Source organism: Martinezella rhizogenes, assembly GCF_007002745.1.
GTDB classification, from domain to species: Bacteria; Pseudomonadota; Alphaproteobacteria; order Rhizobiales; family Rhizobiaceae; genus Agrobacterium; species Agrobacterium cucumeris.
This window is the reverse complement of the sequence record NZ_SGNY01000006.1, coordinates 169,421-186,889: the sequence shown is the minus strand read 5'-3', so window position 1 is coordinate 186,889 and position 17,469 is coordinate 169,421. Positions and strand designations below refer to the sequence as shown.

Annotated in this window: 6 protein-coding genes; 2 read left to right on the top strand and 4 right to left on the bottom strand. The window is 59.3% G+C overall.

Annotation, left to right across the window (positions count from 1 at the left end):
• Nucleotides 1-83 precede the first annotated feature (83 nt).
• Complete coding sequence (gene pyc / locus EXN68_RS18310; RefSeq protein WP_142842210.1) at nucleotides 84-3,545, bottom strand: pyruvate carboxylase; 3,462 nt, start codon at nucleotides 3,543-3,545, stop codon at nucleotides 84-86.
• Between the two features lie 106 nt (nucleotides 3,546-3,651).
• Nucleotides 3,652-4,389 (bottom strand): helix-turn-helix transcriptional regulator, encoded by a 738-nt coding sequence (locus EXN68_RS18305; RefSeq protein WP_142842209.1) that lies wholly within the window; start codon nucleotides 4,387-4,389, stop codon nucleotides 3,652-3,654.
• A gap of 338 nt (nucleotides 4,390-4,727) precedes the next feature.
• Here EXN68_RS18305 and EXN68_RS18300 point away from each other — a divergent pair, with 338 nt between their 5' ends.
• Entirely contained in the window at nucleotides 4,728-6,491 is a 1,764-nt protein-coding gene (locus tag EXN68_RS18300; protein ID WP_142842208.1) for a glucan ABC transporter ATP-binding protein/ permease, read from the top strand.
• Between the two features lie 80 nt (nucleotides 6,492-6,571).
• Here EXN68_RS18300 and EXN68_RS18295 read toward each other — a convergent pair whose 3' ends face one another.
• Both EXN68_RS18295 and EXN68_RS18290 read right to left on the bottom strand, forming a co-directional pair.
• A complete protein-coding gene (locus tag EXN68_RS18295; protein WP_142842207.1) occupies nucleotides 6,572-6,817 on the bottom strand; it encodes a hypothetical protein in 246 nt (81 codons plus the stop codon).
• Between the two features lie 369 nt (nucleotides 6,818-7,186).
• Nucleotides 7,187-15,682, bottom strand: a complete 8,496-nt coding sequence (locus EXN68_RS18290; RefSeq protein ID WP_142842206.1) for a glycoside hydrolase family 94 protein — start codon at nucleotides 15,680-15,682, stop codon at nucleotides 7,187-7,189.
• Nucleotides 15,683-16,257: 575 nt separating this feature from the next.
• Between EXN68_RS18290 and EXN68_RS18285 the strand changes: the two genes are divergently transcribed.
• A complete protein-coding gene (locus EXN68_RS18285) occupies nucleotides 16,258-17,436 on the top strand; it encodes a M20 aminoacylase family protein (protein WP_161991386.1) in 1,179 nt (392 codons plus the stop codon).
• Nucleotides 17,437-17,469 lie beyond the last annotated feature (33 nt).

The following is a 17,469-nucleotide window of genomic DNA, read 5'->3' as shown; positions in this document are numbered from 1 at the left end:
TATTCGAGTTTTTGTAGCAGCGCAATAAAAAACGCCCGCCGAAAGGCGGGCGTCTGCACTCTTATTGCCGATGTAACACGCCTTTATTCGGCGTAGGAGATCAACAGATCCTTCGCGTCGATCTGGTCGCCAGGCTTGACGAGAACCTCAGCGACCTTGCCGTCACGCTCGGCGTGAAGCGCGGTTTCCATCTTCATGGCCTCGATGGACAGAAGCACGTCGCCGGCCTTGATCTCCTGACCCTGATTGACGAAGACGCGACTGATCACACCCGGCATCGGCGCGCCGATATGCGCCGCATTGCCAAGTTCGGCCTTGCGGCGCACGGCGGCACCGGAGGCGCCGTGGGCGCGATCCGGAACCTTGATGCGGCGTGGCTGACCGTTGATCTCGAAGAACACCGTCACCATACCCTTTTCATCCGTACCGGACGAAGCCTGGTTGACGATGACCAGCGTCTTGCCGCGTTCGATATCGGCAAACAGCTCCTCGCCATCCTCCATGCCGTAGAAATATGCATGGGTGGGCAGCACGGAAACCGGGCCATAGGTCTCGGCGGTGAGCGCGAAGTCGGTGAACACCTTCGGATACATCAGATAGGACGCAAACTCGAAGTCGTCGACCTTGCGCTCCAGCTTGGTTTCTATGACCTTGCGCTCTTCATCGAGATCGGCATCCGCCAGCAGCGAACCCGGACGAACCGTATAGGGTGCTTCGCCCTTCAGCGCTTTTTTCTGCAGGGCTTCCGGCCAGCCGCCCGGCGACTGTCCGAGATCGCCCTTCAACATCGAAACCACTGAATCCGGGAAGGACACTTCGCGATCAGGGTTTTCGACATCGGCAACCGTCAGATCCTGGCTGACCATCATCAGTGCCATGTCACCAACAACCTTGGAAGACGGTGTTACCTTGACGATATCGCCGAACATCCTGTTGGCGTCGGCGTAAGCCTGCGCCACCTCGTGCCAGCGGCTATCGAGACCCAGCGAACGGGCCTGTTCTTTGAGGTTGGTGAACTGGCCACCCGGCATCTCATGCAGATAGACTTCCGAGGCCGGCCCCTTCAGATCGCTTTCGAAAGCCGCATACTGGTTGCGCACGGCCTCCCAATAGAAGGAAATGCGGCGGATCCATTCGGTATCGAGACCCGTATCACGCTCCGACCCCGCCAGCGCCTCCACGATCGAGCCAAGGCATGGCTGCGACGTATTGCCGGAGAAAGCATCCATTGCAGCATCGACGGCGTCGACGCCGGCATCCACTGCCGCAAGAACGGTCGCGGCGGAAATGCCCGACGTATCATGGGTGTGGAAGTGGATCGGCAGACCGGTCGCCTCGCGCAGCGCCTTGAACAGAACCTTGGCGGCAGCCGGCTTTAACAGGCCCGCCATGTCCTTGACGGCGATGATATGCGCGCCTGCCTTTTCAAGCTCCGCGGCAAGGCCGGTATAATATTTGAGATCGTATTTCGGACGCGCCGAGTTCAACAGATCGCCGGTATAGCAGATGGTCGCCTCGCAGAGCTTGTTCTCCTCGGCAATCGCATCCATCGAGACCCGCATATTCTCCACCCAGTTCAGGCAGTCGAAGACGCGGAAAAGATCGACGCCACCCTTTGCGGCCTGACGGACGAAATATTTAACGACATTATCGGGGTAATTCTTGTACCCGACGCCGTTTGCGCCACGCAGAAGCATCTGCAGCAGCAGGTTCGGCGCGCCTTCGCGGATGAGCGCCAGACGCTCCCAAGGGTCTTCGGTCAGGAAGCGCATGGAGACGTCAAATGTCGCACCACCCCAGCATTCCAGCGACAGAAGCTGCGGCAGCGCCTTGCCGTAAACGCTGGCAACGCGGGCGATATCATGTGTGCGAACGCGGGTGGCCAGAAGCGACTGGTGTCCGTCACGCATGGTCGTATCGGTGACCAGCACGCGCTTTTCGTTGCGCATCCAGTCCGCAAAGCCCTTTGGACCGAGCTTGTCCAGCAGTTGCTTGGTACCATCAGGCGTCGGCGCATCGATGTAAGGCACGATGGGCTTTGCCGCCTTGTCGGACGGTCTGGCGCGTCCCTTGGTTTCCGGGTGACCATTGACGGTCACGTCGGCAAGATAGGTCAAAAGCTTGGTGGCGCGGTCCTGACGCTTGACCTGCGCAAACAGCTCCGGCGTCGAATCGATGAAACGCGTCGTGTAGGTATTGTTGCGGAAACTGTCGTGACCAATGATGGCTTCAAGGAAGGTGAGGTTGGTTGCAACGCCACGGATACGGAATTCGCGCAGCGCACGGTCCATGCGGCTGATTGCTTCATCCGGCTGCGGCGCCCACGCGGTGACCTTCACCAGCAGCGGATCGTAATAACGGGTGATGACAGCGCCCGTATAGGACGTGCCGCCATCCAGACGAATACCGAAGCCCGAAGCCGAGCGGTAGGCGGTGATACGGCCGTAATCCGGAATGAAGTTGTGTTCCGGGTCTTCCGTCGTGATGCGGCACTGCAGCGCATGGCCGTTGAGGCGGATATCCTCCTGGCGCGGAACGCCGGATTCCGCCGTACCGATCGCAGCCCCTTCGAGAATATGGATCTGCGCCTTGACGATATCGATACCGGTCACGACTTCGGTGACGGTATGCTCCACCTGAATGCGCGGATTGACCTCGATGAAGTAGAATTTGCCGGTATCGGCATCCATCAGATATTCGACCGTGCCGGCACCAATATAATTGGTCGCAGCGGCGATCTTCAGCGAATAGGCCGCCAGTTCCTGACGCTGGGCTTCAGACAAATATGGTGCAGGTGCACGCTCCACGACCTTTTGATTGCGCCGCTGGATCGAACAATCACGCTCGAACAGATGCACGACATTACCGTGGGTATCGCCAAGCACCTGGCTCTCCACGTGGCGCGCACGCTCCACGAGCTTTTCGAGATAGACCTCGTCCTTGCCGAAAGCGGCTTTCGCCTCACGCTTGGCTTCCGTTACCTCACGGGCCAGATCTTCCTTTTTGCGAATGGCGCGCATGCCGCGGCCGCCGCCGCCCCAGGAGGCCTTGAGCATGACCGGATAGCCGATTGCCTCAGCCATGCGCTCCACTTCCGCAATATCGTCCGGCAGCGGGTCGGTGGCGGGAACCACGGGGACATCAACGGAAATCGCCAGATTGCGGGCGGCGACCTTGTTGCCGAGCTGGCGCATCGTATCCGCCGTCGGTCCGATGAAGGTAATGCCGGCCTCGTTGCAGGCCTCCACGAATTCAGGACTTTCGGACAGAAGGCCATAACCGGGATGGATAGCATCCGCTCCGGAGAGCTTGGCCACGCGGATGACCTCCTCGATCGACAGATAACTCTCGATCGGCCCCATATCCTTGGCGAGATGCGGACCCCTGCCGACCTGATAGGACTCGTCCGCCTTGAAGCGGTGCAAAGACAGCTTGTCTTCTTCCGCCCAAATCGCAACGGTTTTTATCCCAAGCTCGTTGGCTGCCCGGAAAACGCGGATCGCTATTTCGGATCGGTTGGCAACAAGTATTTTCGATATCTTCAAGACGGTCTCCCCACACGCCAAAACAAAATTTCTGCTGCACTGCGGAATTAAGCAGCAAAACCCGGTCTTGGAAAGGGCAATTCCGGCGAGAACTGTCCTGTTTGCGCTAGCTCAGCAAACCATGGCGAAAAGCAAGTGCTACGGTATGCTGCCGGTTCTTGGCGCTGAAACGGCGCTGGATTCCGTTGATGTACCAATCGACAGTATGGTTGGAGATGGATAGCTGGCGTCCAATCTCCGTCGAGGTCATGCCATCTGCCATCAGCGTCAGCACTTCCATTTCACGCCTCGTCAACTCCAGAGCGGAAACATCCGGGGCATTGTTGAGACCATGGGCCTGACCGGAAAGATCAAGCAGGCGCCAGAACACCGCGCGTGTCGCCGCATCAAGCAGTTCTACCTGCAGCGACGGCAATTGCCGGTCCTGGCCGCCAATGAAGACCGCGCCGATAAACCCCGCGCGGCCATGCACGGGAAAGGCGTAACCACCCTGCAGACCATAACGGCCGGCATCGTGAAAAAAGACGCTCGCCCTTTTTCGGTGCATCGCACGCGGCAATCCTTCCAGCGCTTCTTTCCATTGAAACGGCTTGTGCACCATGCCGATCACCTTGCGAACAGGATCGACAAGATTATATTTTTTGGCCCGGTAGACCTCGAGCCAGCCGTCGGGCAGATGTTGTGCGAGAATCTGGCCGGTAGAGGCGATCTCACCGGTCAGACGCCTGCTGACAAGGAAATATTCGAAACCATATTCGCGTATGAGCGTGGCAAAATCGGCACGAACGCGATCAGCGTTTCCCGCCTGGTAACACGCAGAGATGAAATGAAGAATATCGTGCATAAAGACACAGGGTCCGGAGCTTGATTTGAAAGGGATGACACGAAGGACATGGTCCCGCGATGACGTCATGTTACTCGGGCGCCGGTCATTTCAGATTGAACATATCGTCGTTAGCAATCCTTGAAACGAAGATGCGAAATCTTGTGACGGCGTCCCTGGAAACATCGGGTTCGGTTTTTTTCGGTTCGCACGCGCGGTCAATTTGTTAAGCCGCCATTCAGACAGAAAGAGCGATAATTACACAAATTTCGCCGTCTCATGCAACATTGCTAAAGTAGCATGGCGTTGAGGCCGAACAATTAACCGCACGAAAAAGACGCTCGGACTGGATTGAAAATTTGACCTTGTTTCAGGTTTACACACGCGCTCTGCGCTATCTGACCGTTCATAAATGGCGGGTGACGGTGGTCGTCATCGCCAACGTCATTCTTGCAGCGATCACCATTGCCGAACCGGTGCTGTTCGGCCGTATCATCGACGCCATTTCTTCCGGCACCAATGTTACGCCCATCCTCATTCTGTGGGCGGGCTTCGGCGTCTTCAACACCGTCGCTTACGTCGCGGTCGCCCGCGAGGCTGACCGGCTGGCGCATGGCCGGCGTGCAACATTGCTGACGGAAGCATTCGGTCGCATCATTTCGATGCCGCTCTCCTGGCACCATCTGCGCGGCACGTCCAACGCCCTGCACACCCTGCTGCGCGCCAGCGAGACGCTGTTCGGCCTATGGCTGGAATTCATGCGCACGCATCTGGCCACCTTCGTGGCGCTGGTGCTGCTCATCCCGACAGCCATGGCCATGGACTTGCGCCTCAGCTTCGTGCTGATCGGCCTCGGCATCGTTTACTGGTTCATCGGCAAGTGGGTGATGGGCCGCACCAAGGACGGGCAGGCTTCGGTCGAAGAGCATTATCACAGCGTTTTTGCCCATGTCAGCGATTCCATCAGCAACGTGTCGGTGCTGCACAGCTACAACCGCATCGAAGCTGAAACGAAGGCGCTGAAATCCTTCACCGAAAAACTGCTGAGCGCCCAATATCCCGTTCTCGACTGGTGGGCTTTCGCCAGCGCGCTTAACCGCACCGCCTCCACCGTTTCGATGATGATCATTCTCGTCATCGGTACCGTGCTGGTGAAGAACGGCGAACTGCGCGTCGGTGACGTTATCGCCTTCATCGGTTTTGCCAATCTCCTGATCGGCCGCCTGGACCAGATGCGCCAGTTCGTGACGCAGATTTTCGAAGCCCGCGCCAAGCTTGAAGATTTCTTCGTGCTGGAGGATTCCGTCAAGGAACGTGAAGAACCGGGCGACGCCCGCGAATTGTCGAACGTCTCCGGCACCGTGGAATTCCGCAACATCAATTTCGGTTTTGCCAACACCAAGCAGGGCGTTCATGACGTCTCGTTTACGGCCAAGGCCGGTGAAACCATCGCCATTGTCGGACCAACCGGCGCCGGAAAGACCACGCTCATCAACCTGTTGCAGCGCGTCTATGACCCGGATTCCGGCCAGATCCTGATCGACGGAACCGATATTTCGACGGTGACGAAGAACTCGCTCCGCAACTCCATCGCCACCGTGTTCCAGGATGCCGGCCTGCTCAACCGTTCCATCCGCGAAAACATTCGCCTCGGCCGCGAATCGGCAACCGATGCCGAAGTGGTGGAAGCAGCGGCAGCGGCAGCGGCGACGGATTTCATCGACAGCCGTATTACCGGCTATCTGACGCAGGTCGGCGAGCGCGGCAACCGCCTGTCCGGCGGTGAACGCCAGCGCATCGCCATTGCCCGCGCCATCCTGAAGAATGCGCCCATTCTGGTTCTCGACGAGGCGACCAGCGCGCTGGACGTCGAAACGGAAGCCCGCGTGAAGGCCGCCGTGGATGCGCTAAGAAAGAACCGCACCACCTTCATCATCGCCCACCGCCTTTCCACGGTTCGCGACGCCGATCTCGTGCTTTTCCTTGATCAGGGCCGGGTCATCGAAAAGGGTACTTTCGATGAGCTGAGCCAACGCGGCGGACGCTTCACCTCGCTGCTGCGCACCAGCGGGCTGCTGACGGAAGATGAAGGCCAGCCCCGGCCAAAAGCCATAGCGTCCTGAGGCGCTGGCGAACGGAATACGGAAAGGGCGGACAACATTTTGTCCGCCCTTTTTCTTTGCCTGCTTCGCTTACAGGTGACCTATCGGAGAATGTCAGCCAAAGAACTTGCCAGCCAAAAATCTATCTGTCCGAATGGAAGGGCATTTCCCAGAAAGGCAACGAGGCCCGCCGTGGCATTGATTAAGAAAACGCCGAGAAACATACCGAGCGTCACTCCGACGCTTGTTTTCGAAGGGTAGCGCGCCAGCCAACACGACAATGCCAAGGACAGGACCACCAAGAATGCCAGCAGCGCGGTTTGTGTGAACGAGATGTTGAACTGCAAAATAGCTTTCCTTTCGACCTAACGAAATTATCGCGACACACGCGAAGAGCACTTCAAATCACTACGGGTGCTGAAACCGGCCATCCATGACAGCTTGCTGCCATTCGCAAATAGAATGCCTGCAAGGACTGCCTCTGCCCGAAAGCCGTGAACGTCACCCGAGCCTGACAATTCCGTCAGGTCCAACGAGGATTTCGTAGATGAACACCTCTCGGCGCCGCTGACTTTCAGCCGGCAACTGTGAAAGCAGTAGAGCTTCACGACCATGACACCGCCAACGCGCTAAACCGGATGCAAAAGTGGCCATAAAAATTCAGGCCCCTGCGTCACCGCAGGAGCCTGATCTTAAGCAAAACAGAGCTGATTGCCTCAGTCGAACGGTATCACCCGGTCGCCCGCCGCCAGATCCTTGCCGTCAACAGACACTGAAACCTCCGCCGTATCAGCCTTGCGGCTGACGGCGATGTTTCTCGCCTTGCCATCCAACGTGATCTTGATCGAGAAACCGCTCCAGTCATCCGGCAGCGACGGCGATATATGAAGTTTGCCGTTGGTGCGGGTGATGCCGAGAATACCTTCGATCGCTGCACGGTAGAGCCAGCCGGCCGAACCCGTGTACCAGCTCCAGCCGCCCCGGCCTGCATAGGCGCCTTCACCATAAACATCCGCAGTCACCACATAGGGCTCGACCCGATAGGTTTCCGATGAGGCCGCATCGAGTGCATGATTGACCGGATTGAGCAGCTTGAAGCAGTTCCACGCCTCCTGGGCTCGGCCCTGTTTGGCAAGCGCCAGAACAACCCAGGTCGCCGCATGGGTATATTGTCCGCCGTTTTCGCGCACACCCGGCGGATATCCCTTGATGTAGCCCGGATCATGCGGCGCACGCGAGAAGGGCGGTGTGAACAGCCGGATGATGCCGGTCTGTTCGTCGACCAGATGCTCCATGACCGCATCCATTGCCTGCCGCGACCGACCTTCCTCGCCCTCACCGGAGAGAACGCTCCAGCTCTGGCCGAGGGAATCGATCCGGCATTCCTCGCTTTCGGCGGAACCGAGCGGCGTGCCATCATCGAAGTAACCACGACGATAATAGCTGCCGTCCCATCCGGCGGTTTCGAGAACATTACGCAGCTTTTCACGATGCGCCGCCCACTTGCCAACACGGTCGGTATCACCACGCTTTTCGGCGATCTCGATGAAATCACGCAAAGCCCCGGAGAGGAACCAGCCGAGCCAGACGCTGGTGCCCTTGCCGCCGACGCCGACGCGGTTCATGCCGTCGTTCCAGTCACCGCCGAGGATCAGCGGCAGACCGTTTTCACCGGTGCGGTGAATAGCGAGATCAAGTGCAAGCGCCGCATGTTCGTAAAGCGTGACGGACCGCTCGCTCGTCTCCGGCTGGAAGAAAGCATCGTGCTGGCCGGGCATCAATGCCGGGCCTTTCAGGAAGGGAATGCTCTCATCAAGGATGGCGGCATCGCCCGTGGCCGAGACATACTGGTTGATCGCATAAGCAAGCCAGACGACGTCGTCCGAGATGGTCGTGCGGACACCGGCGCCCGTCAGCGGCAGCCACCAGTGCTGTACGTCGCCTTCCGGGAACTGGCGGCCAGCCGCGCGCACGATCTGCTTGCGGGCGAGATCAGGCTGATAGAGCAGGAAGGCCAGCGTATCCTGCAACTGGTCGCGGAAGCCGAAGGCGCCGCTCGACTGGTAAAAGGCCGTGCGTGCCAGAATTCGGCAGGCCAGCGCCTGATAGGGCAGCCAGTTATTGACCATATGGTTGAAGCCGGCATCGGGCGTGGAAACCTGCAGCTGACCGGTAAAGCCGGTCCAGAAAGCCTTGCTCTCTTCCAGCACCGACTGGAAGTCGGCCTGGCGTGCATCTTTCACCAGCGCTTCGGCCTCCTCCGCATTGTCGGCATCGCCGAGAATGAAGGTCATGTGCCGTTCTTCGCCGGGCTTCAGGTGGATTTCCTGCATCAGCGCGGCGCAGGGGTCACCATCAACCTCGGTACTGCCGCTGAGTGCGGCACCGGATACGATGCCCTGCGGCGCCTGTGCCGAGCCGAAGCGGCCGATGAATTCCCGGCGGCTGGTGGTAAACCCGCTCGCCTCGGTGTCGAGCGTCAGGAAGGACGTACGGGCGCTATAGTCGATGCTGTAGGGGTTCGACGCGAAGATCGCGTTGCTGGCAGCATCGTGCCTGCTCAGAATGAACGGCGCGGACTTCTGGCCGTTATTGCCGAGCACCCATTCCACATAGGCATAGACCTTCAGGCGGCGGCTTTTGGTACCCTTGTTACGAACGATGACCTGCGAGAACTTGACCGGTTTTTCGCGATCAACGGTCTGTGTCAGCTCGACTTCGAGCGTATCCGCTACACCGGTCAGCACGGAATATCCGAGGCCATGACGGGTTTCAAACATGGCTTCGGGATCACGCGACAGCGCGGCACACGGCGTATAGAGCTTTCCTGTCTCCACATCGGCGACATAGAAAGCCTCACCCGGCCGGTTGATGACCGGATCGTTGCTCCATGGCGTCAGCTGATAGTCGCGCGAATTGCGGCTCCAGCTGAAACCGGCACCTTCGGCCGAAATGTGGAAACCGAAACTCTCGTTCGAGACAACGTTAATCCACGGATGCGGCGTCGACTGCCCGCCATTAAGGCGCACGACATATTCCTGGCCGCCCTTGGCGAAGCCGCCAAAACCGTTCCAGAAATCGAGATCGCCCGCATCCTCGACCGGCTCCGCGATTGGGAAGGTCGGCACAGGCAAACGGGCCTGCGCCGCGTCACTCGTACCATCTGGACCGCGATGGGCGGCAAACAGCGATACAGCACGGTTGATCTGGTCGACAATCTTGCCGTTGCGCACATGAAGAACAACGCGGGAGGCGGCGAGAAGCGCGCTCCAGGTCTCTTCATCCATCAGGTCGCGACGCACGGAGAAGACGTGCGGGCGACCGCCATCCGCAGGATTGATGCGGCGCTGCGCCTCGGAAATGTGGTCCAGCGCATGCTGCATGTCCTGCGCATAGGACGCGGCCCGCTCATTAACGATGACCAGATCAAAGATCACGCCACGCGAACGCAGATATTCATGGGCGCTCAGCGCCTCACGGGCGATATCCATGTCCATGTCGTCGTTGATACGCAGGCTGAAGATCGGGAAATCACCCGAAATGGCAAGCGGCCACAAGGCGCGCTGCGAGGCGAGACCCGTTTTCAGCGTTTCCGAATCCGCACGCAGATGCATGTCCGGATAGGTCAGATAACGGCCGAGATGCTGGAAGGCGGCCGCCTGCTGCGAGGTAACGCCCACATGGCGCATCTGCACCTGCGTACGCGTCCAGGCATGCACCAGTTCATGCGCGAAGGCGTCCGGATGACGATAACGGTCGATTGCCTTATCGACTTCCTCGCGGCTCGGCGCGGCAATCGTCCAGAAGATCACGCTCACCTTCTTGCCCGCCGGCACGCGCACCGTGCGGCGCAGCGACAGGATAGGATCGAGTGTGAAACCATCCGTGCTGGAAAGCGTCGCTCCGGTATCAAAAGCAGCGGCTTCGCGCAGCGACCGACCGCGACCAATGAACTTGGCGCGATCCGTCTCGAATTCCGTCGGGCGTGACGGGCCGGCATTGTCGGCGGCCAGATGCGCGATCACGGTACCCGGCTCGTTCGGGCTGCGACGGTTGCGCCAGGCACGGATGACATCGCCACGCCGGCCGATTTCCGTCTGCACGAACATGCGCGAGAAAAGCGGATGGGCATTGTCATCATCTTCAGACGCGATGACCGGCTCCATATAGGAGGTCACTTCAATATAGCGATCCTCGGAACCGACATTCAGCAGCGTGATACGGCGGCCTTCGGCGTCGTGCTCAGTCGCGACGATGCACTCGACAACGCTCTGCAGATCACCTGTTGTCTTGTGGAATTCAGCCTTGTCGTCGGTGAAGATCGTTTTGGTCTTTTCGCCTTCGATGACGCGCGGCTCGGCCGTCGCACTCCACCATTGTCCATTGGTGGTGTCGCGCAGGAAGATGAAGGTGCCCCAGCGATCTTCTGTCGGATCCGCCTTCCAGCGGGAAATCGCCTGGCCGTTCCACTTCGAATAACCTGCACCCGTGGAGGTGAGCATCGTCGAATAATGGCCGTTCGAGAGGAACACCACTTCGCGGTCGCGCACCGCCGGATCGGCGATGGAGCGCACTTCTGCACGCAACAGGTCTGCCTGTTCCTTGCCGGGTGTTTCCGGCTCGTATTTGGCGCTCATGACCGGAACTTCGCGCGGTGCCTTTTCCTGCAGCAGCAGTTCGGCCGCCTCGATCACCGGATCGGAGTGGAACAGTTCGCGCAGCACGCCGTCAAAGGCGACGTTGGCGACAGCCGCAATCGACATGCCATGGTGGTGGGCGTAATAGTTATAGACCACCGCGCAGACCTTGCCGTCAGGCACACGTGTCGGCGTGAAATCCACCGCATCGTGGAAGCCGTACTGGCCAAGCGCCCCAAGCTTGCGCAGCTTGTCGAGGTTCTCAAGCGCGCCATCAGGATCGTATTGGCTGGCGAGGATCGACGCGTAGGGCGCGATCACCGCATTCTGGCCAAGGCCACGCTTGAGGCCAAGGGTCGGCACACCGAAGTTGGTGTACTGGTAATTCATGTTGTGGTCGCGGGCGTTGAAAGCCGCTTCGGAAATGCCCCATGGCGTGCCGAGACGACGGCCATGATTCATCTGTTCCTTGACGATCAGATTGTTGGTCTGGTTGAGAATGCCACCCTGACGCTCCTGCATGACAAGCGGCGGCATCAGATATTCGAACATCGAACCCGACCAGGAGACCAAGGCACCCTGCGCACCGATCGGCACGACCTGACGGCCGAGACGATACCAGTGCTCGGTCGGCAGATCGCCCTTGGCAATGGCAAACAGGCTGGTCAGACGGCATTCGGAAGCCAGAAGGTCGTAGCAGGCCTCATCCAGCTCCTTGCTTTCGACGCGATAGCCAATCGACAGAAGACGGCGATCCTTGCGGTAGAGGAACGTGAAGTCCATCGAGAAGGCAAGGTTGCGGCTGCGGTCGCGTAGCGAGGCAAGGCGCTGGCGCAGCGGCTCCATATTGGTGAGATCGATGGCGCTGTCGGAAATATGCGACTCGCAGCATTCCACCAGCAATTGCGCCCAGCGCGTCACTTCCGCGCTCTGCGCCGACTTCACCTCGTGGTCGACATTGGTAGCAAGTTTCTGGATGTCGCGTGCGAGCACTGCCAGATTGATGACGCGGATCGACGCAAATTCATGCTCGCGCTTGACGGAGGCAAGCGCGTTCGAGAAGCCGATGATACGCTCTTCAAGACGGCGATGCAGCGGGCGCAGGTTCTTGCGGTTGTCGGGCAGCGCCTTCAGCGTTTCGCGCAGGATACCGGCAACGTCGCCGATACCGTCGAGATTGCCCTGAAGATGGGCGGAAGGGGCTTCCGCCCAATCGCGGCAGGCGGACGAAACCGCAATCAGGTGACCGGCGAGATTGCCGCTGTCCACGGCCGAAACATAACGAGGTCCAAGCGTCTGCAAGGTGTCAGTGTGATACCAGTTGTAGAGATGGCCGCGATGTTTCTCCATCTTCTCGACGGTCTGGATCGTATTCTCGATCCGCTCCAGCGTATCGGCAAAGCTGATCCAGCCGAACTGGCGTGCCGAAATGATGGACAGCAGATAGACGCCGATATTGGTGGGCGAAGTACGCGAGGCGACGATCGGCTCCGGCGTTTCCTGGAAATTGTCCGGCGGCAGGTGGTTTTCCTGCGGCGTCACAAAGGCCTCGTAATAACGCCAGGTGCGGCGCGCAATCTTGCGAAGCTCGAAGGACACGTGTTCCGAAACGAACAGCCGGTCTTCGGTTTCAGCCGACTGGCTGACATACCAGGCAACGGCGGGAGACAGAACCCAGAGCAGCGTGAAGGGAATACCGATGAGGAAGGCATTGTCGCCCGGCAGCGCCGCAAACAGCAGGCCGAGCATCGCCACGACAGGCGCATGCCACATCTGGCGGTAATAATCGATGATGCTGCCCTGGGCGCTCGACTGCATGCTGGCGGCCGTGCGCCATTCCAGCATCAGCTTGTGGCTGACGAGCAGACGGTAAAGCGAACGGACAATCGCATCCGTCATCATGCAGGCGGCATCGGCAATGAAGACGATACGCAGCGCAACCTGCGCATTGGTGGCGCGGATTTCCGACCAGATGGTGTGGAAATGCGCCTGCGGCACGATATCGGTGGAACGCGGCACAAGGCCGGAGAGCAGCGAAAGCGTCGGCGCAACGAAGAGCGAGAAGATCAGCAGGATCTGCCAGATCAGCGCGCCGAGCGGATCCATGAAATACCAGCCGAGAATCGAGGCGAAGAACCACGCGATCGGTGTGAGCGAGCGGCGCAGGTTGTCGACCATCTTCCAGCGGCCGATGGCGGTCACGCCACGGGCACGGTCAAGGATGAAGGGAAGCAGCTGCCAGTCGCCACGCGCCCAGCGATGCTGGCGCGACACTTCCACCTCGTATCGGGTCGGGAAATCCTCGACCAGTTCCACATCGGTCACCAGCGCACAGCGCGCAAAGGAGCCCTCGAGCAGATCGTGGCTGAGGATGGAATTCTCTTCGATACGGCCCTTCAGCGCCGCCTCGAAGGCATCCACATCGTAGAGGCCCTTGCCGGTGAAGGTGCCTTCCGAGGTCAGGTCCTGATAGACGTCGGAAACGGTGAAGACGTAAGGATCGATACCGCGATTGATCGAAAAGACGCGCTGGAAGACGGAAGCATCCTTGCCTGTCGTCAGCGAGGGCGTAACGCGCGGCTGCAGCAGCCCGTAACCTTCGACAACACGGCCGGAAACAGGATCGATCACCGGACGGTTGATCGGGTGATGCATCTTGCCAACGAGCTTGGTCACCGCATCGCGCATCAGGCGCGTATCGGCATCCAGCGTCATGACGTATTTGACATCGGCCGGCACGATGTTTGCACCGCCGAGGAATGTCGTATCCTTGTCGCCGCGCAGCAGCATGTTCAGCTCATGCAGCTTGCCGCGCTTGCGCTCCCAGCCCATCCAGCAGCCTTCGGCCGGATTATAGATACGGCGGCGATGCAGCAGGTAAAAACGTGTCTTGCCGTCAAAGGCATAACGGCTGTTCAGCGCCGCAAGCTCGCGCTTGGCATAATCGAGGATCTCAAGATCCTCATCGGATTGCTCATATTGCGCATCGCGCCAGTCGCTGACGAGCGAGAAATAAATCTCGCCATGCGGATTGGCGAGATAATGCACCTCGATATTGCGCATCATTTCGTCAACGCTGTCGCGGCTGGTCAGCATGCAGGGCACGGCAACCAGCGTGCGGGCATCCTGTGGAATGCCGTTCTTGAACTCGTATCCGACCAGCCGGAACGGCTTCACGAAGAAGGTGACGAGCGTGTTGAAGAGACCCGTCGCCCCTTCCGAGGCCGGCAATGCGAACATCAGCAGGAAGGCGGTGACGACGTACCAGGGCATGCCCGCTTCCGCGAGGAACCAGCCGACCGCCAGCATGGCAATCGCGGTGATCAGAAGCACCGGCGCGGCGATTGCCAGCCAGTTGAACTTGCGCATCGAGCGGACGATATGCTGCGACACCAGCGGCCGGTACCCCAAAGCCTTTTCAAGCTCGAACCGGCGCTGGCCGACAAGCACGGAGCCGACATTGACGCGATGATTTTCATCCGCACCGGCAGGCATATCGGAGCGTGCCATTTCGACGGCGGCGCGCGCAACCTCAACTTCGGTCTTGGGAGAACGGCGAGCCAGAAGCTCGATCGTGTTGCGATAGGTGTTGCGGGAACCGAAATCGAGAACTTCGTAATCGGTCTCCTCACGCAGAACCTTGTCGATATGGCTGACTTCCTCGAACCACACCGACCATTCGGTATCGTCGATTTCGCGCAGGCTCTTGACGATATTGCCCATCGTCACATTGCCAGAGGCCAGACGATTATGTTCCGACATCATGACGTTTTCGGCGTCAGTGCCGGCGGCATGCAGCCGCTCTTCAAGCCAAGCAACCGCCAAACCGGAGGTCTGCGAGCCATTGCGGAGACGATAGAGGAACTGTGTTGCGAAAGTCGGATCGTCAACCAGCGAATCGACCTGTTTCAGAAGCGCGGCCGAAGCTTCGGCATCATTCAGGCGGATGATCTCGTCAACGACCTCGTTCGCCTTCTGGCGCATACGGCGCGAGCGCTCGACACGAATGGAGATACGGCGCAGATTTTCGATCAGGACAAAACGGATGATGGAAGGCAGCGCCCACAATTCGCCGATCTGCAGCGTCTTCGAGGTCTGGTAGCCATCCACCAGCGCCGTCATGTTTTCGCGCGAAACCGTGCTGTGAGTATGGGCGACATAAAGCCAGCCGAGCGCCATGACCCGCGGGATCGTAACCCCACCCACCGTCATCGTCGGCAGCTGGCGATAGAATTTGCGCGGAAAATCGCGGCGCACTTCCTGGATAGCTTCTTCGATGACGTAGTGATTGTCGAGCAGCCATTCCGCCGCTGGCGTGATCGTCGCGCCATTTTCCGCATCGACAGCCGTCGTGCGGTAGACCCTGAGGATTTCCTTCTCGTTCTCGCGGTGACGCTCGAAGAAATCGAATTCCATGAAGCCGGGAAGACTATCGGCACCATCGCGGGAAAGCGCGGCACCCGCATCGTGCAATTCCTCGATCGTCATATAGGACGCGCGGATCGAATCATTGTGATCAATCTGCTTCGTCTCGGAATCACGGGCGGCGGCGGTCGGGGTGATATGAAATGACATCGGGCTCGTATTCTGAACTTAAGGGATACTTGTTCGACTTGACCGGCATTTCGTCCGTGGCGGGAGCACGCACGAAAATCGGGCCACGCTATATTTATGACTTATCCTGAACCTTCGGTGAACCGGGCCGGGCGTCGGGCGGATCGTATCATCCGATGGAGGATATCCGTAGGCGCCACATCGAGTGGCATGATTTTTCCGAAAAATCTGCAAGGCGGAAGATCAGTGCGAACAGGGGATTTCCGGCGACAGGAAAATCTTGTCCCACGGCCCGGCAAAGCCGTTCCAACCGGATTTCGCACACTCCCCAACGGCGAAAATTGTTCGCGCAACGCCCGATAGTCCCCCGTTGACAACCTGAAAGGCAACACGAAGCCAAGAAGGCCCGCGCCACATCCGAAAGGAGCTAATGCCCCAGGACGTCAATAGTTCCATGCCACCTGTCGCGACACGATGCAAGCGCTGAATTTCAGGGCATTTCGGGCACCGGAACGCCTCTTACGCGCAGAGGCATATGCTGCTATGTCCTTGCTAAAAGGCGCCGGAAAAAAGCGGCGTAAACCGGGACTTCGAAAATGACCAGACAGACCGCCACCGTCACCTCTCTTGCCAATCACATGCCGGATGTGGTGGCGATCCGCCACCACCTGCACCGCCATCCCGAAATCGGCCTTTCCGAATTCAAGACGTCGGATTTCATTGCCGAAAAGCTGGTGGAAATGGGCTATGAGGTAACGCGGGGGCTTGCCGGCACCGGCATCGTCGCAACGCTTCGCAATGGCGACAGCGCACGCACGCTCGGCATTCGCGCCGATATTGATGCCCTGCCGATCCACGAGGAGACCGGGGCGGAATATGCCAGCGCCAATCAGGGTGTGATGCATGCCTGCGGCCATGACGGCCACACCGCCATGCTCCTGGGTGCAGCAAAGATCATTGCTGAACGCCGGAATTTCGATGGAACGCTGCATCTTATCTTCCAGCCGGCGGAAGAGAATTTCGGCGGCGCGCGCATCATGATCGAGGACGGCCTGTTTGACCGCTTCCCCTGCGATGCGGTTTTTGCCCTGCATAACGATCCGGGCGTACCCTTCGGGCAATTCGTGCTGCGCGACGGACCGGTCCTTGCCGCCGTCGATGAGTGCAAGATCACCGTCAACGGTTATGGCGGCCACGGCGCCGAACCGCAGGATGCGGCAGACCCCATCGTTGCCGGTGCAAGCATCATCATGGCGCTACAGACCGTGGTGTCCCGCAATATCCATCCGCAACTGTCGGCCGTCGTTACAGTGGGTGCATTCCATGCTGGTGTCGCCAGCAACGTCATTCCCGAAACGGCAGAGATGCTGCTCACCATCCGCTCCTTCGATGCGGGCGTGCGCGACGAGCTGGAAAAGCGCATCCGGGCGATAGCCGAAGGCCAGGCGGCAAGCTACGGCATGAGCGTGACGCTCGATTACGAACGCGGTTATAACGCAACGGTCAACCACAAGGCGGAGACGGACTATGTCGCCGACCTCGCCCGCCGCTTTGCCGGCGCTGAAAAGGTGGTCGAGATGCCGCGCCCGTCGATGGGCGCGGAAGACTTTGCCTATATGCTGGAGAAACGGCCCGGCTGCTATTTCTTCCTCGGCACGGCGCGAACCGACAACGACCCGCCGCTGCACCACCCGAAATTCGACTTCAACGACGACATCCTGCCGATCGGAACTGCCTTCTGGGTCGATCTGGCCGAGGATTATCTAAAGGCGTGAATGCGCATGAAAAAGGCCGGTCGGAGGAGCGAC

Bases quoted from the DNA above. Each gene is read 5' to 3' on its own strand.
- EXN68_RS18285 (WP_161991386.1), top strand. From the start codon at position 16,258: ATGACCAGACAGACCGCCACCGTCACCTCTCTTGCCAATCACATGCCG.
- EXN68_RS18305 (WP_142842209.1), bottom strand. From the start codon at position 4,389: ATGCACGATATTCTTCATTTCATCTCTGCGTGTTACCAGGCGGGAAAC.
- EXN68_RS18290 (WP_142842206.1), bottom strand. From the start codon at position 15,682: ATGTCATTTCATATCACCCCGACCGCCGCCGCCCGTGATTCCGAGACG.